At 58.8% G+C, this 25410-nt stretch carries 18 protein-coding genes; 15 read left to right on the plus strand and 3 right to left on the minus strand.

From position 1 onward, the window contains the following. The first annotated feature begins 900 nt into the window (after window positions 1–900). Together IH881_11250 and IH881_11255 are read left to right on the plus strand one after the other, a co-directional pair. Window positions 901–2274, plus strand: coding sequence for a sulfatase (locus IH881_11250; GenBank protein MCH7868263.1), 1374 nt, complete (start codon window positions 901–903; stop codon window positions 2272–2274). Window positions 2275–2278: 4 nt separating this feature from the next. Beyond that, window positions 2279–3544, plus strand: coding sequence for an aryl-sulfate sulfotransferase (locus IH881_11255; GenBank protein MCH7868264.1), 1266 nt, complete (start codon window positions 2279–2281; stop codon window positions 3542–3544). A 145-nt stretch (window positions 3545–3689) separates the two neighbouring features. Here IH881_11255 and IH881_11260 read toward each other — a convergent pair whose 3' ends face one another. Next, entirely contained in the window at window positions 3690–6812 is a 3123-nt protein-coding gene (locus tag IH881_11260; GenBank protein ID MCH7868265.1) for a sulfatase-like hydrolase/transferase, read from the minus strand. Between the two features lie 266 nt (window positions 6813–7078). Further along, window positions 7079–8083 (minus strand): NAD(P)-dependent glycerol-3-phosphate dehydrogenase, encoded by a 1005-nt coding sequence (locus tag IH881_11265; GenBank protein ID MCH7868266.1) that lies wholly within the window; start codon window positions 8081–8083, stop codon window positions 7079–7081. A 334-nt stretch (window positions 8084–8417) separates the two neighbouring features. Between IH881_11265 and ndhC the strand changes: the two genes are divergently transcribed. The 11 genes from ndhC to IH881_11320 all read left to right on the plus strand — a co-directional run bounded on the left by ndhC (window position 8418) and on the right by IH881_11320 (window position 21534). Then, window positions 8418–8843: an NADH-quinone oxidoreductase subunit A gene (gene ndhC / locus IH881_11270; protein ID MCH7868267.1), complete on the plus strand. Its 426-nt coding sequence runs from the start codon at window positions 8418–8420 to the stop codon at window positions 8841–8843. Window positions 8844–8867: 24 nt separating this feature from the next. Next, on the plus strand, window positions 8868–9950 hold the full coding sequence (locus IH881_11275) for an NADH-quinone oxidoreductase subunit H (protein MCH7868268.1): 1083 nt from the start codon (window positions 8868–8870) through the stop codon (window positions 9948–9950). Further along, window positions 9947–10474 (plus strand): NADH-quinone oxidoreductase subunit J, encoded by a 528-nt coding sequence (locus tag IH881_11280; protein MCH7868269.1) that lies wholly within the window; start codon window positions 9947–9949, stop codon window positions 10472–10474. The genes IH881_11275 and IH881_11280 overlap by 4 nt, the downstream gene beginning before the upstream one ends. Further along, window positions 10475–10786 (plus strand): NADH-quinone oxidoreductase subunit NuoK, encoded by a 312-nt coding sequence (gene nuoK, locus IH881_11285; protein MCH7868270.1) that lies wholly within the window; start codon window positions 10475–10477, stop codon window positions 10784–10786. Continuing rightward, window positions 10780–12795 (plus strand): hypothetical protein, encoded by a 2016-nt coding sequence (locus IH881_11290; GenBank protein MCH7868271.1) that lies wholly within the window; start codon window positions 10780–10782, stop codon window positions 12793–12795. Before nuoK ends, IH881_11290 begins: the two co-directional genes overlap by 7 nt. 34 nt (window positions 12796–12829) lie before the next feature. Next, complete coding sequence (locus IH881_11295; protein MCH7868272.1) at window positions 12830–14599, plus strand: NADH-quinone oxidoreductase subunit M; 1770 nt, start codon at window positions 12830–12832, stop codon at window positions 14597–14599. Further along, window positions 14596–16086, plus strand: a complete 1491-nt coding sequence (locus IH881_11300) for an NADH-quinone oxidoreductase subunit N (protein MCH7868273.1) — start codon at window positions 14596–14598, stop codon at window positions 16084–16086. The genes IH881_11295 and IH881_11300 overlap by 4 nt, the downstream gene beginning before the upstream one ends. 178 nt (window positions 16087–16264) lie before the next feature. After that, window positions 16265–17146 carry an N-acetylneuraminate synthase family protein gene (locus tag IH881_11305; GenBank protein ID MCH7868274.1) on the plus strand — a complete coding sequence of 294 codons (882 nt, stop codon included), beginning with the start codon at window positions 16265–16267 and terminating at the stop codon, window positions 17144–17146. Next, window positions 17143–19134, plus strand: coding sequence for an ATP-grasp domain-containing protein (locus IH881_11310; GenBank protein ID MCH7868275.1), 1992 nt, complete (start codon window positions 17143–17145; stop codon window positions 19132–19134). The genes IH881_11305 and IH881_11310 overlap by 4 nt, the downstream gene beginning before the upstream one ends. A 148-nt stretch (window positions 19135–19282) precedes the next feature. Beyond that, window positions 19283–20350 (plus strand): aminoglycoside phosphotransferase family protein, encoded by a 1068-nt coding sequence (locus IH881_11315; protein ID MCH7868276.1) that lies wholly within the window; start codon window positions 19283–19285, stop codon window positions 20348–20350. Continuing rightward, complete coding sequence (locus IH881_11320) at window positions 20347–21534, plus strand: glycosyltransferase (protein ID MCH7868277.1); 1188 nt, start codon at window positions 20347–20349, stop codon at window positions 21532–21534. Before IH881_11315 ends, IH881_11320 begins: the two co-directional genes overlap by 4 nt. Here IH881_11320 and IH881_11325 read toward each other — a convergent pair. Next, window positions 21455–23482 carry a motility associated factor glycosyltransferase family protein gene (locus IH881_11325; GenBank protein MCH7868278.1) on the minus strand — a complete coding sequence of 676 codons (2028 nt, stop codon included), beginning with the start codon at window positions 23480–23482 and terminating at the stop codon, window positions 21455–21457. The two genes, IH881_11320 and IH881_11325, sit on opposite strands and share 80 nt — an antisense overlap. 263 nt (window positions 23483–23745) lie before the next feature. Here IH881_11325 and IH881_11330 point away from each other — a divergent pair, with 263 nt between their 5' ends. Together IH881_11330 and IH881_11335 are read left to right on the plus strand one after the other, a co-directional pair. Further along, window positions 23746–24645, plus strand: coding sequence for an NAD(P)-dependent oxidoreductase (locus IH881_11330; protein MCH7868279.1), 900 nt, complete (start codon window positions 23746–23748; stop codon window positions 24643–24645). Continuing rightward, window positions 24606–25352 (plus strand): haloacid dehalogenase-like hydrolase, encoded by a 747-nt coding sequence (locus IH881_11335; GenBank protein MCH7868280.1) that lies wholly within the window; start codon window positions 24606–24608, stop codon window positions 25350–25352. Before IH881_11330 ends, IH881_11335 begins: the two co-directional genes overlap by 40 nt. Window positions 25353–25410 lie beyond the last annotated feature (58 nt).

Consider the following 25410-nt stretch of genomic DNA (forward strand, 5'->3'; position numbering starts at 1 on the left):
CAACCTCGCCAAATCTCCGCTTGCTCAAAATCCGAAAAACCACGACGCCCCGTTCGAGCCATTTTCGCCTCCTCCAACTTTCAAGTGCTTGAGGCGAGTATGTTGCGTTGACCTGTTGAATCTACCCGGCTTATGTCAAACCTGAAGTGAGAGAGCCACCCCTGTCTTCGGGGCGAAAGTTGTGGGGCTACCACGTGTCGGCGGTCTTCACCATAGATACGTGTGGAAGGAAGCCGCGTAGGAAACTCAGGCCGCTCGGATTCATGAACTGATCTGACACTGCGGATCTATTTTGAGGACAGACAGGTACAGTCCGGCAATCGGAGAGCCGATGCAACTCTCCAGAGCCACTCGTAGGGCAGCACACGCCGCGTGCCCCTTTCCGAGCGCGCGAAACGCATAGAAGCAGAGCAGTCCACAAGCAGCGGCCCACCCTACGTAGCCAATCCGCACAGCAATGATCGGGTCGATTCCCAGCGCCTCGCCCGATGACCAAAACACGGCGCCGACCAAACTCGCAAGCGGAGACTTGGGGTCGAAGAGGTCGAGATGGGGCGTCTCGCCCTCCGCCGTTCGCCAGGCGAAGTAGAGGAAGTAGCGGATGTCCGTGGTAACCGGGGCTTTGAAGAGATTGAAGCTCCCGAAATGAAGCAGCAGAGTTCCAACGGCCGCCAGGGGCAGGCCAAAGCGCAGCGAGGCGGAAACCGCGCTCCTCCTGGGTATCGGACTCGGGCTGCGTGGTCACAGTCACGGGTGCAGCTTACAGTGCAACCCCCGTCACGACCACGCAGACTGCGCCGCCAAACCCGACAGGCATCCACCGTACCTACAACTGAATTGAAGACGAGTCGTCGTTAGACTAGTCTCACCGAGATGCGGTGCGTTTCGATCGGAATCATCATGCTTCTGCTCTGCTCGTGCGGAGCGCCGCAGGGCCCCAAGCAGGGTCCCAACGTTGTCATCATCACTGTGGACACGCTCCGGGCAGACTACCTAGGGGCCTATGGCGACAAACACACGCGAACCCCCAGGATCGACCAACTCGCCAAGTCGAGCACCGTCTTCGAAAACGCCGCCGCACCGATGCCGCTGACGCTTCCGTCGCACTTTTCGATGATGACGTCCCGCTATCCGCGCGAGCACGGTGTCCTCAACAACCGAATCCAGCTACCCGACACTGCACTGACCTTGGCAGAGATCTTTTCATCTCACGGCTACCAGACGGGTGCCTTCGTGTCGGTTGCCCTGCTCGACAAGGCTTCGGGTGCGGCGCAAGGCTTCGATGCGTACCGTCATCCGACGGAGCCGCGAGAGCGGCGCGCGGAAGAGACGATTCACGACGCATTAAAGTGGGCAGACGGCCTGAAACCCGGCGCACCCTTCTTTCTCTGGGTACACCTCTTCGAGCCCCACCTGCCCTATGCGCCAGGGGAAGGGCCCGGGCGCGCAATCGATCCGGATCTCTTCGCGCGCTATCCGTCCATCAACTGGTTGCAGCTATACGACGTGGCTCGAGAGAACGACGGCGACATTCCGAGTGAGGTCTTCGAATACGCCAAAGCCTTGTATCGAGCGGAAATCGAGAATGTCGATCGCTTGTTGGGCGAGCTGCTCGACGGTCTTGAAAAGCGCGGTCTTCGCTCGAACACCATCACGGTACTGACGGCCGATCACGGCGAGCCCTTCGAGAACGGGGTCTACTTCGAGCACTCGGATTCGTTGTACGACGGCGCCATTCGGATTCCCATGATCGTGAATTACCCACCGATGTTTCCGGCCGGAAAACGCGTCGATGCCCAGGTGTCCATCATCGACGTCGCTCCGAGTGTTCTCGTGGCGGCGGGTATCGAAGTTCCGAGTTCCTATTCCGGGCTTGCGCTGCAAGATGCAGCGCAAAGGGACGACCGATACGTCCTCATCCAATATCCCTTCTATCACCCGAAGCTCGCCGCCGGTCGGCCTAGCCGACGCGCGGTCATCAAGACGGTTGCGGGACACGCGGTCGAAGCCAGTTTGGTTGCAACCGAACGCGTTGGGATCGTCGGCAGCGGCGGAAAGCTGATTCGAACCGGCCAGGACCAGCTGGAGTTCTACAAGCGGGCAAAACCTCACGGACAAGACGAGCGGGTATCCGATTGGAGCAGCGAAGCGTTCCGTCAGCTCGACGCCGAGCTTTCCCGCCTGCTTGAAGAACACCCCCTCGAGCTGATCGACCCGGTGATGATCAACGAAGAGTTGCTCGAGAATCTCAAGGCCCTGGGCTATGCGGAATAGGGGTTTGCCCTCTCGCTTTTTGCTCGTCGTTACACTGCTTGTGCCATTGTTGCAGACCGCAGCCTGTGAGGACGGCGGGACAGAACCGCAGGCGCCGCAGGCCGACGAGACGATGAGTCGCGAAGAACTCGATCAACTTCGCGCGATTGGCTACGTGAGCGTCGTCGAGGAACACAATGGCGCGACGACCCTGGGTGTCTTGCAACAGTCACCCGACAAAGAGCAAGCGGGCCTGATCTACTTCACCAATGCCTTTGGCTGCTCTTCACAGTTGATGCGCCCAGACGGCGAGGTCGTCCACAGTTGGCACCATGAGCCCTGCTATCGCTGGGGAAACACGGTCCTGCTCCCCAGTGGCGATGTTTTGGCTATTCATCGAGAACCGGCAGATCTGGACGATCAAGCATCGGTCTTCGAGTCATATCATCTGCTTCGCGTGGGTTGGAACGGCGAGGTCGCCTGGAAACGCAAGCTCCCCGTGCATCACGACATGGACGTGCTGCCGGACGGTCGGATTGCAACACTCACCTATCGTCACGAGATCATCGAGGAGATCCACCCGGAGATCCCCGTTCGGAACCACTACATTACGCTGCTGGACGCCGAAGGAAATCTGCTCGAGGAAGCATCGCTCACGAAACTGCTCCATTCCGACCTCTCCGTCTTCACGCCCCAGAAGATCCGGCCTTCCGATCGAGACGGTTTCATGGAAGTCGATTTCCTGCACTCGAATGCCATCGAGTGGATGCAATCGGAGGAGCTCGCCCGCCGCGATCCGATCTACGCACTCTCAAATCTTCTCGTGACTTTCCGCCATCAAGACATCGTCGCGATCTTCAACTGGGCTGAAAAGAAAATCGTCTGGGCTTGGGGGCAGGGGGAGATCTCCGGGCCCCACGATGGCACGCTTCTGCCCAGCGGAAACATCCTCGTCTTTGACAACGGTCTCGACCGGCATTGGTCGCGGGTCGTCGAAGTCGACCCGCTGCGTCGGGAGATCGTATGGGAGTACCACGCAGCCGATCGCGAAAGCCTGTATACGGGAACCCGTGGTGCCTCCCAGCGCCTGCCCAACGGCAATACCCTCATCACGAACTCAAAGTGGGGACGCGTATTCGAGGTGACGCCCGAGGGCGAGACCGTCTGGGATTTTCGCAACCCGATCACGGACACGAGCGGCAGGCCTTCGGTGATTGTGCGTACCCGTCGTCTGCCAGAAATCGACACGCCGGCTCCTCCATTCCCCAGGACGGATACCTCCGGAGGTTGAGCGCCGCGCCTTCGCCCGGCCGACGAGTCACTCGGACACCTCAAAATCAACAACCCCGCCAAGCAAAACGCTTGGCGGGGTTGAGCATGGAAGCCATTCACCTGCGCCCACCCCTCGCCGATTCTGGCGTGCCCGCAAAACCTACCTACTGAATATGATCACAACTCTGCACATAACCAAGATTCATCAGCTGCAAACAATCCTCTTTGGTCATTGCGACATCACCGCCAGCTTCGACCGCTTCTCCTAGAGCATATTTCAATTGCAACTCAGCATGAGAGGCCAGCGTGGTCATCTCCGAGTCGAAGCCCGAGCTCGCGAGATTCTTTGTCTCATGAGGATCGGAACTCATGTCATAGAGTTCCGTCTCTTCGAGACCGCGCGGATTGCCCGGGTTCGCCTGGATCATTTTCATCGTCTTGGTCCGCAGGCTCCAGATCACATTGCCCTCGTGGTCCTCTTCGGAGTACACCTCGAGATCCTTGGCGGAGCGTGAAGAACCTTCGCTCATCAGGTCGATGCCCTGCATTGCATCCGGCACCCGGGTCCCCGTCGCGGCAATCAGCGTCGGCGCCACGTCGATCGTTCGAGCCATCTCGGCCAAGCTGCTGGCGGGGGCCGCCGGCATACCCTTGGCCCACTTAATCAGCAGCGGAACATGGATTTGCTCGTCGTACAACGTGAGCCCGTGCCACCATCCACCGTGCTCGTAGAACTCTTCGCCGTGATCGGCGACCAGTGCGATTACCGAATTGTCGTACAGGCCTAGTTTCTTGAGTTGGGCAAGCAGGTGACCCACGTTGCGGTCGAGATATTCGATTTCGCCGTTGTAGAGCCGGTGCATCTCCTTGGCCAGGCTCTCGTCCGGGTGCTGATTCGAAACCCGCGCAATCGCGATTCCCGTGTAGCTCCCATCGGCTTCGTGTTCGAAGTAGGGATCGTGGGGGTCCATATAATGAAGGAATAGAAAGAAGCGATCCGCTGCGTGGCGTTCGAGCCAGTCGAAAGCGGTCTCGTTGACCACGTTGCTGTCCTGGTAGAAATCACCGAAGCGCAGGCCCTTGTTGATCTTGAACCAGACGGCCCGAACGATCGAATAGATGATCAGCTTGGACGAAGATTCCCGAGCTCCTGCGAGATAGTCGGGCCCGAGGTAGATGTACTCGTCGTACCCCTGATCGAAGCCAAAGCTTCCGGCCAGGTTGATGTTGCTCGCGATCCCGCCCGTGGTGTAGCCGCGCTCCTTGAGTACCTCCGAGATCAACTCGACGTCGGGAGACAAAGTAGAGGGCTTCGACATGGCATTGTGGCTCGAGGGCAGCAGCGACGTAAGCAGCGATGCCGTTGCGGGCTTGGTCCAGGACGCAGCAGAGAAGCCTTGGAACCGGCTGCCGCCTTCTTCCATCAGGCTGCAGATGTTCGGGGTTTCGAGACTTCCGCCATAACAGGAGAGATGATCTGCGCGCAGGGTGTCGACCATGATCAGGATCACGTTGGGCTGATTCGCCAGCGCAGCGGGAATGCCTCCGTGGTGCGTGTCCGCCTTGCCGCTCGGGCCCGCGACCAACATGGTGATAAAGCCCATGACCAACGCGACTGCGAGGGCGCCGAATGCGCCGGACGGTTGTGCCAGGCGTCCGATACTGCCCCGGAACAACCGCGGTCCCATGAAGAAGAAGAAGAGCGCGATGGCGCCTCCCGCGGCCAGCACTCCCAGGAGAACGGGTGTCGGTGGCATTTGTTCGAGGTAGACATCTCGGCGCAATCTGAAGACGGTGATGGCCAGACCAAAGGGAACCAGGGTCGCAATCATCGCGAGACTGGGCACCCAACCCTGGGCGTCTTCGCGATCCATGGGCAGCACGCCGAGGAAGGCGCCGCCCACCATTCCCAATCCACCAAGGATCGTCGAGTAGGCGAGGAATCCGTACCAGAAAACCTGGGCTTCTTCGCCGAAACCACCCTGGGCGATCACGGCCGTTTCGATCAGGCCGATCAAGATGCCCGCGAGGATGCCGCCGCCGAGACCCAGCCCGGCCGAGTGCGCGATCCGCGCGCCCATCGGGGGAAGTGCATGGCCCGACACGGCGTCGTGCTTGGCCTTCTCCTCGTCGGTTTCGATCGAGCCCGCTGCTTTGGCGGCTTCTGCGTAATCGACTTGTTGGCCGTCTACCAGGCAGGAACTGGGGGTGTAGTCCTTCGGGCGGATCCACCAGAAAACGCCGCCGATCAGCGTGAGGGCTTCCGCCGCCCAGAACCCGAGGGCTGCCGAAACGATTGCGTTTCCCGCACCCAGCCGCTCGCTCAGCAACAAATACTGCGCGGCTTCGCGAATTCCTTCTCCCGCAATGGTAAAGGGGCTGAGCACCGTGGCGAGGATCTGGATCGATGAGCCGAACGTCACCTCCCAGAAATTTGCGCTGGCTACGCCGATCGCGAGTGCGGTAAAGAAGTACATCGCTGCGGTCGTGAAGTGGACGACAAAGCTCAGAAACAGGGCCTGGATGACCAGCATCTTCTGGTTCCGGTAGGCCGCGGCTGCGTTGGAAAGTCGCAGTACGATGCCTTCGAGTCGCTGCTTGCCGGGGATCGGCACGTTTTCGAGCACCCACTGCACGAGACCCGGGAAAAATAGAATGGTGAGCAGGCTGCCGATGATGCCCCCGACCAGGGCAACGGAGATCGCCGCAAAGGTATAGGTCTGGTCGCCAAGGTGAACGCGGAGAATCTCGACACCAAACGGAAGAGAGACGAGGTATGTCAGAAAGATTCCCGTGACGCCCAAAACCTTCTCGAGGAACGTTGCCGCGGTGGTCTCGACCGTGCGACCACTGAAGCGCGAAGCGTCATAGAGTTTGTAGCCATCGAGACCCGCGGTGCTGGGCAAGAAGGTTCCGATGAAGCGTCCAATCAAGAACGAACCAAAGATGTGCTTGAAGGGAAGTTGAATTCCCTGCCCGCGCAACAGGATGATCCAGCGACGCATCGACGCCAGAATCCCGACGAACTTGATTCCCGTCGCCATCGAAACGAACAACCAGAAGGTTCCCGCGTCTATGTTCTGGAGAGTTTGCTGAATCAACTTCCATGCAATGACGTATTCCCCGTCTTCGAGTTTCACGGGGTGAGACAGGAGCAACCAGAACGCGCGAACGGTGACCCATGCTTTCAAAACGTTGAGGATGCGCCCTCGCAGATTGTCGGGCGCAAAACGCGAGACAAGAATGGCGAGCAGGGCGACGGACGCGATTTCGAGCAGAATAATCATGGAATCAATCTCTTCGTTTTGGGCACGATTGGGTGCGTTGAGGAACTGGACGGACGTTCATTGAAGCACGCAAAAGTACGAAATATCAACACAATACGCCCCTTGCGGGGCCGTTTACGTTTTTTGCACCCGACCTGCACAAGCACGAATGTGCGCCGCCGCCCTGAACCCAAGGCAGTTCCTCACTTCCTCGTCCCCACTAAAGAGAGACCACAATTCTCCCACAACAACACTCCCCCAACTTGCCTCCAAAAGACCCCGCCACCCTACCCAAACTCACTCTTGAGCTGTCGCATCATCAACGACTTCCCCGCCTCCAGGGGCGTCCGTTCCCTATCCAATACTTCGCGCACCAGCTGGGCCATCGGCATGTCCACGTTGAGCCGATCTGCGAGTTTGCAAACAGCGCGGGTTGTATTTACGCCTTCTGCAACTTCGCCCATCTCTTCCAGGATTTCGTCGAGCCCACGACCCTGACCGAGCGCGAGTCCAACCCGGCGATTGCGTGACAGATCCCCGGTGCAGGTCAGAATCAGATCACCCATTCCCGAGAGTCCGAGGAATGTGGTGGGGTCTGCCCCCAATCGGATTCCCAGCCGGGTGATTTCGGCGAGTCCCCGGGTCATGATCGCAGCTCTCGAGTTGTGTCCCTGGTTTTGCCCGTCTCCCATCCCGACCGCGATTGCAATTACATTCTTGAGCGATCCACCGAGTTCGACTCCCATGACATCCGTGCTCGTGTAGCAACGAAACCAGGGACAAGAGAGAGTCGCTTGTACGGAAATTGCGTACGTCTCGTCCTGACAGGCAATGGTGACCACCGTGGGCTTGTGATTGGCGATCTCCGCCGCAAACGACGGACCCGACAAACAGGCGATTCGCGCGTGATGTGATGCGGGCAATACGTCGCGCAGAACCTGGTTCATCGTCATGCCCGTATCGAACTCGATTCCCTTGACGGCGGAAAGCAGAATCGCCCCCTGTGCAAGGTGTGGGGCCGCTTGCCCCATGACTTCGCGTACGGCGTGACTCGGCACCGCACAGATCACCAGTTCCTTTTTTGCGACGGCTTCGGCCAGATCGCTGGTCGCGCGAACGCCCGCTGGAATGGTGGTGTCGCTGAGATAGTGAGGGTTCCGGTGGTCACGATTGATCGCATCTGCGGTGGCCTGGCTGCGCGTCCAAAGCGTGACGTCGCCGTAGCCTTCGCAGAGGATGGCGAGGCAGGTGCCGAAGCTTCCGCCGCCGATCACGCCTACCGGTATCGACATTGCCCGATTGTAGCGGAGGCGAGGGCTGAGTCTGTGGCTGTCGGGCTGCGGAGATCGTGCGATCGATGGGCTCGAACACGGTCAAGTGTGTTGCGTTGACCTCGCAGCCCAAGTATTTTTGTCCGGGAAAGTTGGCATTGGGAGATCGGTCCGTCGCCCGAACCGGCCCCACTTCTACGCAGATCCTGAAGACGCGAAAACAAGCTCCGAAGAAAGTCCCCGAAAAAGTTCTTCGCCCCCCAGGCCAAATGCGCAATTGCGCTGCGTTGGGGTGCGGCATGCGCATTTGAATGTGCATCATCACCGGCGAGTCTCGCGCTGGTCGGCGAATCGAGTGAAGGGGGTGCTCATGCTTGTCGAATACCTGGGTCTGATTGGACTGTTGGCGGTTGGGCTCGGCACGGTGTTTTTTCTTTACACCCTTGCGAGTGGCCTTCGCAAAAGGCGCGCCCGAGCAGCGGGCTTGGACGGTTCCGCCCTCGATCCCGTAAGCGAGGAACCCGGTATCCCAGTCGGCCGCTCGACCGCGCGTTACTTCTTCATTGCAATCGTTGGGTTGATGCTCCACGCAGGGTCCTTCTACTTCTACTTGTGGGGAGCCACGATTCGCAAAGCCGGTCTCACGGGTCTGATGGTCATGCTCGGCTTTGGTATGTGTCTGATGATGGGTGTGTTCTATGCGTGGGCTCGGGGGGCGGTTTCCTACGCAACCGAATCCGAAGACGAAGCCCAGATCGATTCAGCAAAGCCGAGCACGTAACACTCGGAAAGGGGGCGGGCTCGAATGCTGTTGGGCATTGGGTTCAAGGTGATCCTGATCGCTACCGTGCTACTGGGAGTTCTGGTCCCGGCCCGAGTGCGGATGCTGGTCGGCCGCAGTGCCCAGCCAGCGTTTCAGGGCGGACCGTTTTCGAGCCATGCAGTCATTGGTTTGATTGGCCCCCTGGCTCATCTCCTCGATCTCATCGCGATCGAAGCGAGAGTGACTGCCGCCGCGAGAAGAAACTCGAACATCGCCGCCGCCGCGGTATTTGTCGCCCCCCTGTCGGCCTTCGCCGTGATTCCGTTTGGATCGCGTTATTCCATCGGCGGGCACGAGATTGATCTCGTCGTTGCGAATCTCGACTGGGGCATTGTCTGGTTGTTGGGCGCCGCAATGCTTTCAATTTACGGTTCGATCGGGCTGGTCCCCAATGTTGGAGATCGAGTGCGTTGCGGCGTGGTCAAAATCTCGTGGGCGGCCGGAGCCGGATTCGCCCTGGCCGCCCTCGCCATGGTGTTCGGCAGCCTGAACCCGACCGAGATCGCCATTGCCCAGGACCAGAGCTTTTCGATCGGCAAATTCTCTGGCTCCAACGCCCTCGAGGTCCAACGACTGCTGGTTCCGGGATGGGGAATGTTTCTTCAACCCTTTTCGATGCTTCTATACAGTGTCTGTGCCCTGGGTGTGTTGCAGCTGACGGCGGCCGATTCCTCCGATGAACCCGGGAGCCGTTTGACCGGAGCGCAATATTTTCTCGTCAGGACGTCGGGACATCTCGATGCGTTGTTGGTCGCGAGTGTCATCGTCGCTCTCTTTCTTGGAGGCGGTGCCCTGCCGTATGTCTCGGGAAGCACAATCGTAGAGGCAATCGGCGCCTACCTGGGCACCGGGTTCGCGACCTTGTTGTGCATGGTTGTCCATACTTCGGTGTTCTTCGCCAAAGTCATTCTGGTGGTCGCCATGATCGATCCCATTCGCAGGCGTTTGATCGGGCTTTCGTTCGAGGCGTCACTGAAATTGTGTTGGAAGGTCGTCGTCCCGCTGTCCCTGCTGAATCTTCTTGTGACGGCCAACTTTTTGCTAGCGCGCGGGGCATCGCAATGACCTGGCCGCCGATGATTTTTTCGCTGCTCTGCGTAGTGATCCTCGGGGCGGCAGTCGCCGGGATTCTTTCTCGGCGCGGGACACGAACCAGTGTCGCATGGTTTTTGCTCAGCATGAGTGCACTCGCGGGAGTCTTCATTCTGCTCAGTGCCCACGTGATTGCGATCGCGCAATTGCTCTTCTGCGCCGGACTCGGACTCGTCTGCTTCTTTGCGATTGACGATTCTGCGGACTCCGATGTCCAGCCGAACACCCACAACAACTGGATGCCCAGATCGTGGCATTGGCTCATCATCACGTTGGGTGTCGCGGGCGTGAGCCTGATGTGGACTTTTCTTTCCAGTCTCATGCCGGGCAACCTGGCTGGAACGCCGCAACACGCGGCGCTGCTCAGTGCGAGATCTTTCGAAACCGTTGGTCATACGGTGCTGGTCGACCAGGGGGTTGCAGTGCTCTGCGTTGGCCTGTTGTTGTTTGGCGCATTGATAGGGGCCGGTTACCTCGTGCGCAGAGGTCTCGAATAAATGATCGATCCCAACGCATCGATCGCGCTTTCGGCCGCCCTCTTTGGTCTGGGAATTCTGGGGGTCTTTGTGCATCGCAGCACCATCTCGGTGCTCCTCAGTCTCCAGTTGATGCTCGCAGCATCGGTACTCGCACAGGTTTCATTCGACCACACCGTTTCCAGTGTCGGGCAGGCTGCGGGGCAGGGGTTCGGAGTGCTGGTTCTTTCCGTCGCAACCGCACAAGTCACCGTCGGCCTGGGCCTCTTGATCGCCGCGCGGCGCGAACGCAGGACAAGTCAGCCCCAAGCTGCGGGCAGCTCGCCATGCTGAACGGTACGACGTCCTCCGACTTGATTCGCTGGATACCCCTGTTCCCGTTGGCCGGGGCGGCCGTTCAGGCGTCGATGTTGTTTCTGCTGCGCAGACCCGTGGCAAGGACCTGGGTCGTTGCCATGTCGGTAGTTCCGCTCGTCCTTTCGTTTCTGTTTACCTGCGCGGCTTTTGCCGAACTCATCAATCTACCACCGGGAACCCGAGTGCAAATCGATTCCCTCTGGAGTTGGATCGGACTCGGGGTCGGGGACGAAACCTTCAACGCAGACCTCGCCTTCCGCTTTGACGCGCTCTCCGGCGCCACCGCTCTCTTGATCATCATCGTGAGTCTATTGGTTTGGCTCTATGCGCTCGGGTTCATGGAGGGCGACACGCGACCCGACGCGGGATACCAGCGATTTTTCACGTACATGAGCTTCGTTCTTTCGTCGATGTTGGTGTTCGTGCTCGGTGACAATCTGCTGGTCATTCTGGCGGGTTGGATGGGGACAGGACTCGGCACGGCTGCGTTGATCGGGTTCTGGTATTCAGATCGCGGCGGTGGCCGCGCGACGATTCGCAGCATCACTTTCAGTGTTGCGGTTGATGCGATGCTGATCGGCTCCTTCGTGGGATTGTTCTGGTCGCTCACCACGATCGGCGCCCATACTTCAAGTCTCAGCGACGTCGAAGTCGGGCTCTCGGCCCTGGGCGAATTGCTGGTGACTCTGCCGTTTGGAGTCGAGGTGCGGGCCCTGACCCTGCTGGGGCTGGGAATCGGGCTCGCGGCGTGTGGTAGATCGGCACAGCTGCCCTTTACCTTCGCGCTCTCCGGTGTCTCTCGATCCCCGGCGCCAGCGGCGGCTCTCTCGGTGCTCACCGCGTCGATGGGTGTCTATCTATGCTGCCGATTCTCGTTCCTGTTTGCTGCTACCGACGCTGCATCCTCTGCCATCGCCTGGGCCGGAGCACTGACCGCGGTAATTGCTGCGGTGTTTGCACTCGTCCAGCGCGACCTGGTCTCGATACTGATCGCGACTGCGATTAGCCAGTTTGGCATTGCCTTTCTGGCGGTCGGATGTGGTGCCTACAGCGCAGCGATCTTTCATCTCGCGATGGTCGCTGTCGTCTCCACATTGATGATCTTCTCCGCGGGATCGGTCATCCACTGCCTCGAAGGGGAGCGCGACATTCGTCGCATGGGGGGGCTGAGCGCTCGACTGGTCTTGACTCACCTGATGGTTGTCATCGGCGTGCTCTCGCCGGCGGCATTCCTTTCTCGAGAACAAGCCATCGCCTCAGTATTCGAGACCCAACACGTGCCCGGTGCCGGGGTGCTGTATGGCTTCACGTTGATTGCCGCGCTGCTCGTCAGTTGGGCGCTCTCCAGATACCTGATCGGAGTTTTTTGGGGTTCGATCCGGACTCCTCTCGGCTTTCGCGACGAATTCAACGATCCACGACTGGGGCTCATGATCCCAATGTACGGGTTGGCTTTTCTCTCGGTGCTTGGGGTCGCGCTCAATCCCGCGCAAATCTGGGGCGATCTACTGCCGGGAGGTGTCGAGGGTTCTGACAGTCTCGGTCTCTTCCTCGACAGTGCCCTCGCTGCCAGGGCTGGCGAAGCGATCGACGTGGGGTTGCGTTGGCGGATGGTCGCTGGCGCGCTGCTCGCGACGGTACTCGGGTTTGGCATCACCTATCTCCTCTACATTCGCTTTCCGAATATCCGCATCGAGCTGAATGAAAAACTGGCGCCGGTGCAGCGCGTGCTCGCCGGAAACAATGCGTGGGGGCTGTTGGAACGCCGGATTTCGTCGCCACTGATCGCGCTTTCGCGAACGCTGTTCGAAGGGACGTCCGCTTTCCAGAGCCTCGCTGAGCGAATGCGGCTGGGAGATATGGCGCGCGCGCTGCGGGGCAATCCAGCTTCCGACGCACACGCAACGAGCATTCGAATCACCCAGGTGTCCTTCCTGGTCGTACTTGGAGGCGCGCTGATCATGCTCGCCTGGGTTGCCCAATGAACGTCGGCCTGAACTGGGATGGGAGGTTGCCGACATGGTGACTCCCGTAGATTCCAACATCGTGAGTTGGGTCGTATTTCTTCCGATGTTCACAGCGCTTTCACTCCTGGGGGCGCGCGTCATCGCTTCGTCGATCTTCAACCTGGACGGCCTGCCGAGTTGGTCCTGGCGTGCGATCGCACTGCTGAGTTCCACGATCACTTTCGTGCTGGCGTTTGTGGGACTCTGGCAGGGATTCGATCCGGAAATCACCGACTATCAAATGATGGAGCGCATCGGCTGGATGCCCTCGTTGGGGCTCAACTACTTCGTCGGAGTCGACGGCATCAGCCTGGTGCTGGTCATGCTCACAACCTTCGTGTTTCCGATTGCGATCGTGGGTTCATGGAAAGAAGTCGATCAGTGGCTGAGAAGCTATTCGGTGTTTTTGCTCTTGCTGGAGACGGGGATCATTGGGGCATTGGTCTCGCTCAATGCTATTCAACTCTATTTTTTCTGGGAACTCACCCTGATCTCGAGTTTCTTCATCTTGGGTCGCTGGGGTGGAGCCGACGGTCTGCGCGCGGCGGTGAAGTACCTGGTCTTGGGTGCTGCGGGATTTTTCTTGATGCTGGCCGCGACTCTGGTCGTCTATAGACTCAATCTCGAGCAAGGCGGCGCGGGAAATTTTGATCTTGTGAGATGGATCGACGTGGCGTCTCCTGGATTTCTCGACACGCGTGTCCCGATCGGTGCCGCGGCCGGAGTCACCGGCGATGCTGGAATCGATTGGTGGCAGACGCAGTCGTGGCTGTTCTTCGCCTTTGTCCTGGCCTTTGCGGTCAAAATTCCGCTGGTCCCATTTCACGGCTGGTACAACGACGCCCAGTGCCAAGGCCCGACTTCGGGTTCGGTCATCGTATCCGCCCTGGTACTCAAGCTCGGAATCTTCGCGTTTCTTCGCATCGCGCTCCCGCTCTTTCCCCATGCAGCGATGGAATCTGCGCCGTGGCTGTGCGGCCTTGCTCTCGCGGGTATCGCCATCAGCGGCGTGTTCGCACTCGCGCAGCGAGATGTCAAACGTCTGCTGGGATACATATCCCTTGCGCATATGAGCTTCATTGTGCTCGGGATATGCAGTCTCGAACATCATGCGGTTGTGGGCGCTGTTGTCCACATGCTCAGCCATGGATTGTGCATCTCCGTGCTGTTCATCTTGATCGGCTTTATCGTTGAGCGCAGGTCGACCCGGGAGCTGTCGCAATTTGGTGGGCTGGCGAGACCGATGCCGATCTGCGCAGCGTTGTTCGCGATCGCGATCCTCGGCCAGGTCGGAGTACCGGGCACCAGCGGTTTCGTGGGCAGTTTTCTCGTCTTCCTGGGGAGTTTCCCGATCGGAGGGTTCACGACCCTTCTGGCACTCGCGGGGATGGCCTTGGTCGCCTGTGGGTTGATGGGCGCCGCTGGCAGGATGATGCTCGGCCCGATCGAGCAACCGGAAAATCGCGGCCTGATCGATTTGAATTTGCGCGAGCGACTGGTCGCGCTGTCGCTGATCGTCCCGATCCTGTGGGTCGGCCTGTACCCCAATCCCATTTTGAGACGAATAGAACCTCCGGTGAGCTTGCTGCTCAACGGAATGGCGCGCGCGGTCGCTGATGCGCCCGCCCCCGTGCCGGATGTCAAACCCGTGGATCGCGTAGTTGAGAAGATTGATGAGAAGATTGATGAGAAAATCAATCAGGACGTTTTTCAGGAAAAGGTTCAGGACATTCTCGAGGAAATGGATAAGGAACCTGTTCCGGCAATGGAAGTGCGGCCGTGACCACATCCTATTGGCAACTACAAGCGTTGGCGCCACTGGGGATCATTGCGCTTGCCCCGTTGGTGCTCGTGCTGACGGATGCAGTCTTCATGCGTGAGGGAAAGCAGGCCAGAGAACGCGAGTTGGGTTTCTTCAAGGGTTCTCTTCTTGCGACCGCCGCGGCGGTTTTTTTGCTCTCCTCGATGGCGTTCGCGGGTTTGAACTTTGAAAACACAAACGGTGTGATCGCGTTGGCGAATTCGATGTTCGTCGTCGATCTGACTGCGAGCTTCGCGATCGTACTGTTGTGTAGCGGAGGCTTGCTGACGCTGTGGCTTTCGCTCGCCTATCTCCCGGCCCGGGGGGTTCATCACGGCGAGTACTATCCCCTGCTGCTCCTATCCGTTGCGGGGGCAATCGCCGTGGTCTGCGCGGGAAACCTCATCATCCTGTTCGTCGCAATCGAACTGATGACGCTTCCCGTATACGTGATGGTGGCATTTGATCGGGACAAGCGCGGTAGCGGTGAAGCTGGTATGAGCGCACTGCTGACGGGAGTCTTTGCGAGCGCAATTTCACTCTACGGCATCGCGCTGATCTACGGCGCAACCGGTCACTACGACTACCCGGGCATTCACGGCGCAATGGGCGGAGCCTCTCCCCTGGCCCTCGGAGGAATGGTATTGCTGCTTGTCGGCATTCTCAGCCGACAGAGCTTTGCACCGTTTCACCAGTGGGCACCCGACCTGAGCGAGGGCGCTCCCGCCGTCGTTGCGATCTGTCTCCCCGCCACCATTGCGACCGCAGCGGCGTTCGCACTGATTCGCATTTTCGATTTGATCGCACCCGCCGCCCTCCCCGGATTTACTGCGCTGTTTTCATTCCTGGCAGGGATCAGCATGGTGGTCGGAAGCCTGATGGCGGCAATCCAATCCAACGTAAAGCGCATGCTCGCGTACGGGGGCGTTGCCCACGCCGGCTTTTTCATGGCCGCGCTGATTGTGCCAACCCCCGAGGCTCGCAGCGCAGCACTGCTTCACATCACCGTGTTTCTCTTCATGCAAGTCGGTGCACTGGGTGCAATTGCGGCCATGGCGCGGCGGGGAGAAGAGTGGGAATCCCTTTCGGACTACACGGGCCTTGCGGAGCATCGGCCGATTCTCGCAGCCGCAATGACGCTCTTCCTGCTCGCGCTTGCGGGATTGCCCGGAACTTCGGGCTTCGTGAGTCGCCTGGCGGTGATGTCGGTTGCGATCGGAGACGGTCAAATCCTGCTCACACTCTTGATGGCGATCACCAGTGTGGTCTTGTTCGCGGGGTATCTGCGCGTGCCTACGGCAATGTACATGGGAAAGGCCAACCGCGGCGAGTCTGAGGATCTCTCACTTCCGGCGGTGTTCGCACTTTCAATTTGCGCGCTCGCGACGCTCTACTTCGGCCTGTTCCCGGGTCGAGGTCCAATTCCGTTCGACATTCTCGAAATCGTGCAGCGAGCTGTGCAACCCTGACGGGCCGGTTCCCAACTTCAAGCGACGGGCATGTGTCTTGCATTGGTCTTGCATTGGTCTTGCAATGTAAGGCCATTGCAAGCGCGATATCGGGCTGTGGCGTTTCAAGCTGCATTCCAATCGTGCAACTTGAAGGCCGAGGCGGAACAATCTTCCGGGCCCGGCTCCAGGAGGGAATATGGGAAGCGCGCCCAGGTTCATCGCGGAAGTTTCTAGCAATCACGGTGCCGACCTCCAGCGGTCTTTGGCTTTCATCGATCGCGCTGCCGACATCGGCTGTGATGGCGTCAAGTTTCAGCTCTTCAAGATCACTCAGTTGTTTGCACCCGAGATTCTCGCCAAGAGTCACGACCACCGCGCTCGGGTCGCCTGGGAACTACCTCTCGAGTTCATTCCGGAACTTGCAGCGCGGGCACGCGAACGGGCAATTCAGTTTGGCTGCACTCCATTCTATCTCGAGGCAGTCGACGTCCTCGAGCCCCATGTTGATTTTCTGAAAATCGCCTCATACGAACTCATCTGGAACGATCTATTGCGGGCGTGTGGCGCCACGGGGAAGCCGATCGTTCTGTCCACTGGAATGGCCAATCTTCAGGAAGTGCGAGATGCGGTCGAAACCTTGTTCAACGCGGGCTGCCGGAGACTCACGCTTCTGCATTGCGTGTCGGGGTACCCCGCCAAGCCCTACGAGGCGAACCTCTCGGCCCTCGTCACCCTGCGCGACCTGTCCCGAAACTTCCAATCGTTGGACCTCGATGTTGGCTGGTCGGATCACACCGTCGAACCGGGTGTGCTCCATCGCGCCATTCACCGCTACGGTGCCCAGATGATCGAGTTTCATTTTGATCTCGACGGAAAGGGCGAAGAGTATGCTGTCGGTCATTGCTGGAAACCGGATCCGATCTCGCATTTGATTCGCGATACTCGAATCGCGTTTCGTTCCGATGGAGACGGTCGCAAGATTCCGGCCGCGAGGGAGCGAGAAGAGCGCAACTGGCGCGCCGATCCGACAGATGGCCTCAGGCCGGTGCGGAGTTTTCGGGAGAGCTTCGCTCGGTGAAACTACTCGATCCACCAGCCGTTTCCCGGGCAGGGGTTCGGAACCTCGCGGGCCAGCGCATTTTTGTCAGCGGCGGTGCGGGCGTCATCGGGCGTGAACTCGTCCCGATGCTGATAGACGCCGGCGCCGAGGTTCTGGTCGGAGATCTAGAACCCCGCCCGCCGGACTTCCCAAAGAAAGTGGCCTACCGCCGAGGTGACCTGAACCGAATCACCGAGCGGGAACTCAGGGCATTTAGCCCGGAGGTGTTCTTCCATCTCGCCGCAACCTTCGAGCGTTCCGTCGAAACTCCGGGTTTCTTTGACGAGGGGCATCGGCACAACATTGCGCTGAGCCATCACCTGATCGGCTGCATGGCAAAGCTGTCGAGCCTGGGGCGGGTCGTCTTTGCTTCGAGCTATCTGATTTACGATCCGGCGCTCTACACCACGGATCGACCGCAGGCCGAGGCTGCCGTGCTCGATGAAACAGCGACCATCCGCCCGCGAAACCTGTGTGGTTCGGCGAAGCACCATCACGAACTCGAACTCGAGTTCTTGTCCGAATGTCCGGACGTCGCTTTCACGAGCGTCAGTGCCCGCATCTTTCGCAGCTATGGCTGCGGCTCGCGCGACGTCATTTCGCGATGGGTTCGGAGCCTGTTGGCAAAGGAAGTACTCGAGGTCTACGGGGTCGAAGGATCCTTTGACTACATCTTTGCGCGTGACGTCGCACGAGGTCTACTCGCCCTGGCGATGAGTGAAGCCAAGGGAGTGGTGAATCTCGCGACCGGGTCCTCGCGACGGGTTTCGGAGGTACTGGCGATTCTCCTGGATCATTTCCCCTCGATGGAGACCCGCTCACTACCGACAGACATTGCGTACGAAACCGCAGCGGCGGACGTGACGCGGCTGCTAGACGAGACTGGATGGTCGCCGCAGACGAGGATCGAAGAAGGCATTGCGGAGATCATCGCTTACGAACACAAACAGGCTGCGACGTACGCGACTCGTACGCCACAGATTCGCTGGCAGTCTCGATCCTCTCGTACGCCCCGGGGCCAGAACGTTCTGATCACGAGTATCGCCAAGAAGATCCCCTTGATCAGGAGTGTGAGGCGGGCATTGGCAAAGTTCGACCCCGGAGCCCTCGTCTACGGAGCGGACTGCGATGCGGATGCTCTCGGGGTTCATTTCGTGGATGCGTTCTGGCAGTGCCCGCGGCTCGATGAGTTGAGTTTCCAAGGGCTGCTCGAATACTGTCTGCGTCACGGCATAAGTTTCGTCGTTCCGACGCGAGATGCCGAGTTGCCCGTGTTTGCGGAGTATCGACCAGCGCTCGCCGAGGCCGGAATTGAAGTGTTGGTGGGCTCACCCTCGAGCGTTGCCAACTGCGTGGACAAGCTTCGCTTTGCAAAACTTCTCGAAGTGTCGCGGTTGCCCGCGATTCCCACTACCGAAGACTTCGATTCCGTGCGGGACCATCCATCGCTGGTGGTGAAAGAGCGCTTCGGAGGTGGTTCGAAGAACCTCCATTGCAACGTTTCACCAGAAGAAGCCCTTGGCTTGTCCAAGCATCTCGAGTCTCCGATCTTTCAACCGTTCTTGCAAGGTCGCGAGTTCAGTGTCGACCTGTATCGCGATCGCAAGGGTTGTGTCCACGGAGTTGTTTGCCGCACTCGGGACAGCGTTGTCGGGGGAGAGTCCCAGATCACGACTCTGGTCGAATCGCCCGTACTCGCGGATCTTTGTGAGCAGGTCGTTCGAGCTCTCGCATTCTGGGGTCATGCAACTTTACAAGCGATCGAGCTACCCTCGGGTGAGTTTCGGATGCTCGAATGCAATGCGCGCTTCGGCGGAGCTTCGACGTTGAGCGACGAAGCCGGCCTCGAGAGCTTTTACTGGTTCCTTCTAGAAGCCAGCGGCGAGAACCTCAACTCGCATCCCTTTGTGCGCAGCCGAGCCGGTTTGAGACTCATTCGGCACGCGTCGGACCACTTCGTCAACTGATGGAGCGGAAGATGTCGTTGGCTTTGAGAACACCAGTGGGGGCCAACCACGAGAATTCGACCGGGTCTTTCAATGGTTCCACGCTCGAATCCCACCAGAGCGCATTCCTGCACTAAAGCTGCACGTCGCCTGCACCGACTTGCCAAGGGTGATTCATTCAATCCCCAACCCTCGACTCCTGATTACTGCCGAAGAATTTCTCGATCGACACGAGATTTCGCCGCCCTACAAGATCATGCCGTTGGTCGGCGGTCGTGGCCATCGCCAGTACCGGGTGAGAACAGGAGCGGGTCGTTTTCTCCTGAAGCAGTACTTCCGACGTGTCTCTGAACCTCGGGATTGGCTCGCGGCCGAATTCAAATTCTGTCAGTTCCTCCACCGATCGGGCATAAGGCAGGCACCCGAGCCAATTGCCTGGGACGAGCGCGAGGGTCTGGCGCTCTACGAGTTCATCGACGGCCGACCGTTGCGTCGCGGAGAGATCGGGGACCGAGAGATCGAATCCGTGATCGACTTTGTTCGCGAGATCAACATGCATCGTCGGCGACCCGATGCACGCGCACTGACCAAGGCCCACGAGGCGGCGTTCTCGATCGCAGCACACATCGGCCAGATCGATCGACGCGTGCAGCGGCTCAACGGCATCGATCCGATCAACTCCAACCAGAACGAAGCCCTGCGCTTCGCGCGCCGCGAGCTGTCGATCGCGTGGAAGCGAGCCGAAGAATCGGTCCGAAAGGAATGCAGCAAGCTCGGAATTGATCCTGGCGCCCGCCTTGCGAACGACAGGCGAATTCTTTCTCCCGCCAATTTCGGCTTGAACAACGTGTTGCGTACGCGAAACGGCACCCTTCGCTTTCTCAATCTCGAGGGCGCGGGTTGGGATGATCCAGCTCGGCTGGTAGGGGATTTCTTCTTCCAGCCATCACTTGCCGGAGAGGCCCGTCACCTCGAACTGTTTCGCAGCAAGGTTTTCTCCGGCCTGTCCCACCCAGAGTTCGAAGTTCGCCGCAGCGCGATCATGCTCCCTTTGTTCAAGACCCATTGGTGTTGTCGCGTGCTCGAAGATTTCCTCGACGACACCCAGCCCCAGGTCGGGCCGGTTGAGCCGAGGTCGAGAGATCTCCCGTGGTTGAGCCCGGTTGCGGCTGCGCGGCGCATCTTGAACAGCAGAAGCCCGGAAGCTCACGAACTACGCGGGGGAGATCGCCAATGAGCGACACGCCTGTAAGACATCGGAACTATCGAATCATGCGGATCTCGTCCCTCGGAGATCCGGACGCGGCGGAAGTTCTCTACCGCAACGACCCCAGTCTTCGCTGCTGTTCCTTCGCCGAACAACGCCGCTCGTGGCTGGCTGAAAAGATTCATCACGGTGACGCACTTGCCCGGGCCATGAAGTCGATGGGGCACGAGGCCGAAGAAATCATCTGTGACATGGAAAACCTGCAGCGTACCTGGGCCTGGGAGCGCGGTATCGAAGTAGACGAGAAAAATTGGCGCACCCAGTTGGTCTTGCACCAGATCGCCGAGTCAAAACCGGAAGTCCTTTTCTTGCAAGACCACGACGTGCTTCCCTACGAATCACGGCGCGACCTCAAGGCTCGCTTCCCGTTCATCGAACTGCTCGTCATTCATCAGCAATCGATCGTTCCATCTCCCAAAGTGATTCGCGAACTTTCAACGGCTGACCTGCTGCTTGTGAGTTCTGCACCGCTGTACCGCAGATGTCGCGAAGTCGGACTCTCTCCTCATCTTGTCTACTCATGTTTTGATCCCGGGATTCTCTCGCAGCTTCCGGCGCCGTCCAAGGTTGCCGAAGCGCAGCTGTTTGATTTTACGTACGTCATGGAATCAGGCCCCGCTGCGAATAATCGAAATCGCAACGCGCAACTCAAAGGATTGATGCACCAGACTCCGCTCGAAATCTGGTCGTCTCCGCAATCGGCGCCATTACCCGTTTCCAATTCGACGAAGAATCATGGCCCGGTATACGGACTCGACTACTACAAGGTGTTGCAGCGCTCGCGCATCACCTTCAACGCCCACGGCGATCTTGCCCGAGGAGGTGTGGGCAATCAAAAGTTATTCCAGGCGACCGGTGTCGGGGCCTGCACGATTACCGATCGGGGGGCCAATCTTGGCGAGCTGTTCAAAGACGGAACCGAGGTTCTGACCTACGACTGCGTGGAAGATTGCGTCGAGAAGGTTGACTATCTGCTGAATCACGAAGACGAGCGACGAGAGATTGCCGCAGCGGGACGCATGCGAACCCTGTCGGAGCACTCGAGCAGAAAACGCTACAGCGAAGTCGACGAGATCATCCAGCGGGCCCTTGCTGGGCGCCGGCGGAGCCTGCGCTCGCGTTGGAGTGGGCTTTCGGGGAGCTTGAGTTTCTAACCCTGCGGTCGGCGCTCTGAGTCCCCGACGAAGCTGCTTCTTCTGCCGCCTCTTTGGCCATCGAGCTCTCGACTGATTCAGAACACAACCTGAGCAGCTCGCGGGCGCGTACGACTCCGTGCTGAGTTGCTTCGAAGAGAAACTGAGCCTCGCTTACCGCTTGCATGGGTGTCGCGTGATGGTTCTCGCTCCGCCTTACTTCGGCCAACGAGGAGGCGATCTCAGGCTGCACGACAGAGTCGATCCACGGAATACTCAGGAGGAGTGCCCGCACTTCCTTTTCCATATGACCGATGCGCCGCAGCAGGTCGATCTGACGCTGAGGAGAGTTTGTGCGCGGAAGTTCCCGTGCGGCAGCTTCGCAGCGCTCCTCGCCCTTCCGTCCGTTCCGATCCAGTTTGTTCAACAGCTTTTGGACCCGCGCAATTTCCTGCAAGAACTTGTCGAAATTGGATGGTGTCCACTGGTCGTATACATCGGTGATGATCCGATGGGCGTCGACCACTTCGCTCGCATGCTGCTCGAGTGCCTCGGAGAACGGCAGATGGGGAAGGCCGTGAATTCGCGCGCCTCCTTCGGTGCAGTTCAGCACCTCGGAACCGCGGTCACCGCATATTTGCGCAAGGCCCCTGTAGCTATCGATGAATCCAGCGTAGCTCGGTGATGTCGCTACTTTTTCTCCGTACCATCCGTCTACGTAGAGCACCCGAATGCGTTTGGGTTCTCTGCTCTTGGTCGATTTGAGCATTTCCATGCGCGAAGAAGAGTCGATCGTCGAATAGCCGTCATCACCAAATTTGATCGTGACCTGGTCGTAGGCCGACCCCTTCGCGTAGTGTCGCCCATCCGTATAGGCCAGGTCCTGGCCGATCAGCATGATCGGATTGGCGCCGAGCGCGGCGGCCAATGAGACTGCTCCATGGGCGACGGTGCTGCCGCCAAAGGTCCAGCCCTTTCGGTCGAGCACTCCGGCGATCCAACGCCCGACTTTGTCTGCCGCCGGAGTCGCGATGAATCGACTCCGAACAGGGAGGTCGAAGAATCCACCGGTGACATCGTTGGTGAGGACGAGATTTGTCGTGTCGCTCGAACCCACTCGACTCAACTGATCCTCGACCCGTTTGCTCTCGAGAACATGAACCAGATCGGGTTCGATTCCCACGGACCGAAGTGAACCGAGTGCCTGACCAATACAGACGATCAAGACTCGATCTCGGTACTCGATCAGTTTGGGCAATTGCTTGTCAAGAGAAGGACCGGCTGACACGACAACTGTCGGAACATCTTTGAAGCGACCAAAGAGCTCCCGGAAACTGGGGTTCTTGCTGATTGGACCGACATTGCACATGGTGATCTTGCCCCAGGTTTCGAGCTCGCGGACCCGGGTTCCGATCGTAATGTCAATGAAGTCCTTTGCGCGGGAAACGATTGCCACTGCTTCGTGAACTTCGAGGGGCGTCAGTTTCATGGTTGGGGGGTGGACATAGACCTGCAGCTTAAGCCCCGTGATGTAACGAGCATCGACCAGGCTAAAGAGTTGTGCAAGAGTGTCTGCAAAGTCGACAAACTTGTCTGAAAGAAAGGTGAGGCTCTGTCTTGCGGTGAGTGCCGCTTTCATTCTTTCGGCCGAGGGCTCATACACGATCAACCGCGCGGGGCTGTTGGCACGCAAGGCTTCGAGGTGGTGACCCAGCCCAAAGCCGATCGCGATCACGATGTCCGCTTCGGAATCTACGATCTCCGCGGCGATCGTCGCACCCTCGCGCCGGGGATCGTAGGATGATCCGAGTTGAATCCCCTTGTAGATGACCGTCGCGTCTCCACTGCGACCCTCGACAATTTTGCAGTCCTCGCTGCTCGCGTCCTCGACCCGCTTGGCCATGGCGGAGTTTTTTCGCCGGAGTCTCAGCAGGTTCTTCTGGAGGTTGTCTCGTTTGTTTGAAACCATTGCGCTACCTCAGTATCCGGAGCAATCTTGCGCAGGAGTTGCGACAAGCCGTAGTGCCATTCGGCCGACCGTTGAAACTGCTCTATAGATAGAAGGACTGATTTTGCCCTCCGAACTCTCCCCAGCGGCCTGGATCAAAACCCCACCGATCGAGAATCCGTCCGGAATCTCGATACCTGCGGCAGTTATTGCTCAAGCCTGAGCACGATCTTCCGATCGCTCGCGATATGCGCAAACTACTCCTCTTTGGAGCCACTGGGAAAATGGGCTCTGCAATCTCGCGTGTCTTCGGTGACGACCACGAGATCATCGGCATGAACCGCAATCACCTCGATTGTGAGAATCTCGATCAGGTCTCTGCGGTGGTGGCTGCCGAAAGACCCGATCTGGTGATCAACGCGGTCGCATTTCTGGGGATCGATGCTTGCGAAAGCGAGGCGGATCGAGCGATACAACTCAACACGCTGCTCCCAAAGCGTCTGGCGGAACTCTCGCGAGATCGTGGTTTCGTGTTCGCTCACCTCAGCACGGACGCTGTATTTGGCGATGCGCTCGATAAGTACTGCGTTGAATCCGATCCGGTCAAGCCCTTCAACGTCTACGGCCTGACGAAGTACGGCGGTGACTACTTCGTTCAGTCGATCGCAAGGCGTTCTTACCTGTTCCGGCTTCCGGTTTTATTTGGCGAGTCGAGCAAGCGAGATCAGTTTGTCGAAAAAATGTTGTCCCGAGTGCAAGCGGGCGAGCGTCGATTGCAAATTTCTTCAGATATCATTACTACGCCGTCCTATAGCCGCGACATCGCCGAGGAAATGCATCGAATCCTCGCGTCAGACTTGCCGCCAGATCTGTATCACCTGACCAACGAGGGTCGAGGATCATTGTTCGAAATGATCGAGCTTCTCGTCGCGAATCTCAGGCTGGCGGTTACGGTCGAGCCGGTGAGTCACAAACGCTTTCCTTCTTTCGGCCGAAAGAACGTCTTCACCACCATGAAGTCCGAGAAAGTCACTTCGCTTCGACCGTGGCGCGATGCGTTTCGCGAATACTGCGAAACCTTGCAGGCGCAGGTTGGGACCATCGAGACGTCGAGCACGCAACCAGAGCGGCGAGTGCGCAAGAAGTGGTCGTCATCATCGATGAATCAAGGCTCTCCGATTTGAGATCCAACCCGCGAAGTCCGAGCGTCTTCGCGAAGTCCGGCCTGGACGGGCGCAGGATTGTTCTGGGAATTGACTTCGACAACACCCTGGCGCGCTACGACGAACTATTTCATTCCCTCGCTATCGAACGAGGACTCATCCATCCCGGTACCCCGGCGACCAAGCTGGCTGTGCGAAGCGCACTCCGGGAGCAGGGGCGTGATCGGGAGTGGACCGAACTTCAGGGGCTGGCGTATGGAGAGCGGCTCTTGCACGCCCCTCCGTTTGAATTTGCCATCGAGGCGCTTCGCGCTCTCCATCAACGGGGATGCGAGCTTCGAATCGTAAGCCACAAGACCCGATTCCCGGCGCGGGGCCCCCGCTTCGATCTTCGTCAGTCGGCGCTAGATTGGCTGAGAATCCACCGTATCATGGATCTCGAGGCGACGGGCATCGGCCGTGCTCAGGTTTTTTTCGAAAACTCGCAGCGAGACAAGCGAGCGAGAATTCAATCCCTTGGCTGCACGCACTTTATAGATGATCTGCGAGAATTTCTGCTCCACCCCGAGTTTCCCACCGGTGTCCAGCGTTTTTTGTTCGATCCGAACAGCCTCGACAAGTTGCACGAATCAATTCCCGTAATCACACATTGGGATCAGGTACGTGAATGTCTCAGTCGCACCCGTAAGTTCGTAGATCACGACGCTCTTCCCTACAGATCCATCTGACCGTTGCCGATCCGGTGCCGGTGTATGAACCCGCGATGACTTCATCGAATTGAAAGAA

This window comes from Myxococcales bacterium, assembly GCA_022563535.1.
Classification (GTDB): Bacteria; Myxococcota_A; UBA9160; order UBA9160; family UBA4427; genus DUBZ01.

Excerpts from the sequence above, each read along its gene's own strand:
- IH881_11250 (MCH7868263.1), top strand. The coding sequence starts at position 901 with ATGCTTCTGCTCTGCTCGTGCGGAGCGCCGCAGGGCCCCAAGCAGGGT.
- IH881_11325 (MCH7868278.1), bottom strand. The coding sequence starts at position 23,482 with ATGGTTTCAAACAAACGAGACAACCTCCAGAAGAACCTGCTGAGACTC.
- IH881_11320 (MCH7868277.1), top strand. The coding sequence starts at position 20,347 with ATGAGCGACACGCCTGTAAGACATCGGAACTATCGAATCATGCGGATC.
- IH881_11275 (MCH7868268.1), top strand. The coding sequence starts at position 8,868 with ATGCTGTTGGGCATTGGGTTCAAGGTGATCCTGATCGCTACCGTGCTA.
- IH881_11330 (MCH7868279.1), top strand. The coding sequence starts at position 23,746 with ATGGGCTCTGCAATCTCGCGTGTCTTCGGTGACGACCACGAGATCATC.
- IH881_11260 (MCH7868265.1), bottom strand. The coding sequence starts at position 6,812 with ATGATTATTCTGCTCGAAATCGCGTCCGTCGCCCTGCTCGCCATTCTT.
- nuoK (MCH7868270.1), top strand. The coding sequence starts at position 10,475 with ATGATCGATCCCAACGCATCGATCGCGCTTTCGGCCGCCCTCTTTGGT.
- IH881_11265 (MCH7868266.1), bottom strand. The coding sequence starts at position 8,083 with ATGTCGATACCGGTAGGCGTGATCGGCGGCGGAAGCTTCGGCACCTGC.
- IH881_11280 (MCH7868269.1), top strand. The coding sequence starts at position 9,947 with ATGACCTGGCCGCCGATGATTTTTTCGCTGCTCTGCGTAGTGATCCTC.
- IH881_11305 (MCH7868274.1), top strand. The coding sequence starts at position 16,265 with ATGGGAAGCGCGCCCAGGTTCATCGCGGAAGTTTCTAGCAATCACGGT.
- IH881_11290 (MCH7868271.1), top strand. The coding sequence starts at position 10,780 with ATGCTGAACGGTACGACGTCCTCCGACTTGATTCGCTGGATACCCCTG.
- IH881_11295 (MCH7868272.1), top strand. The coding sequence starts at position 12,830 with ATGGTGACTCCCGTAGATTCCAACATCGTGAGTTGGGTCGTATTTCTT.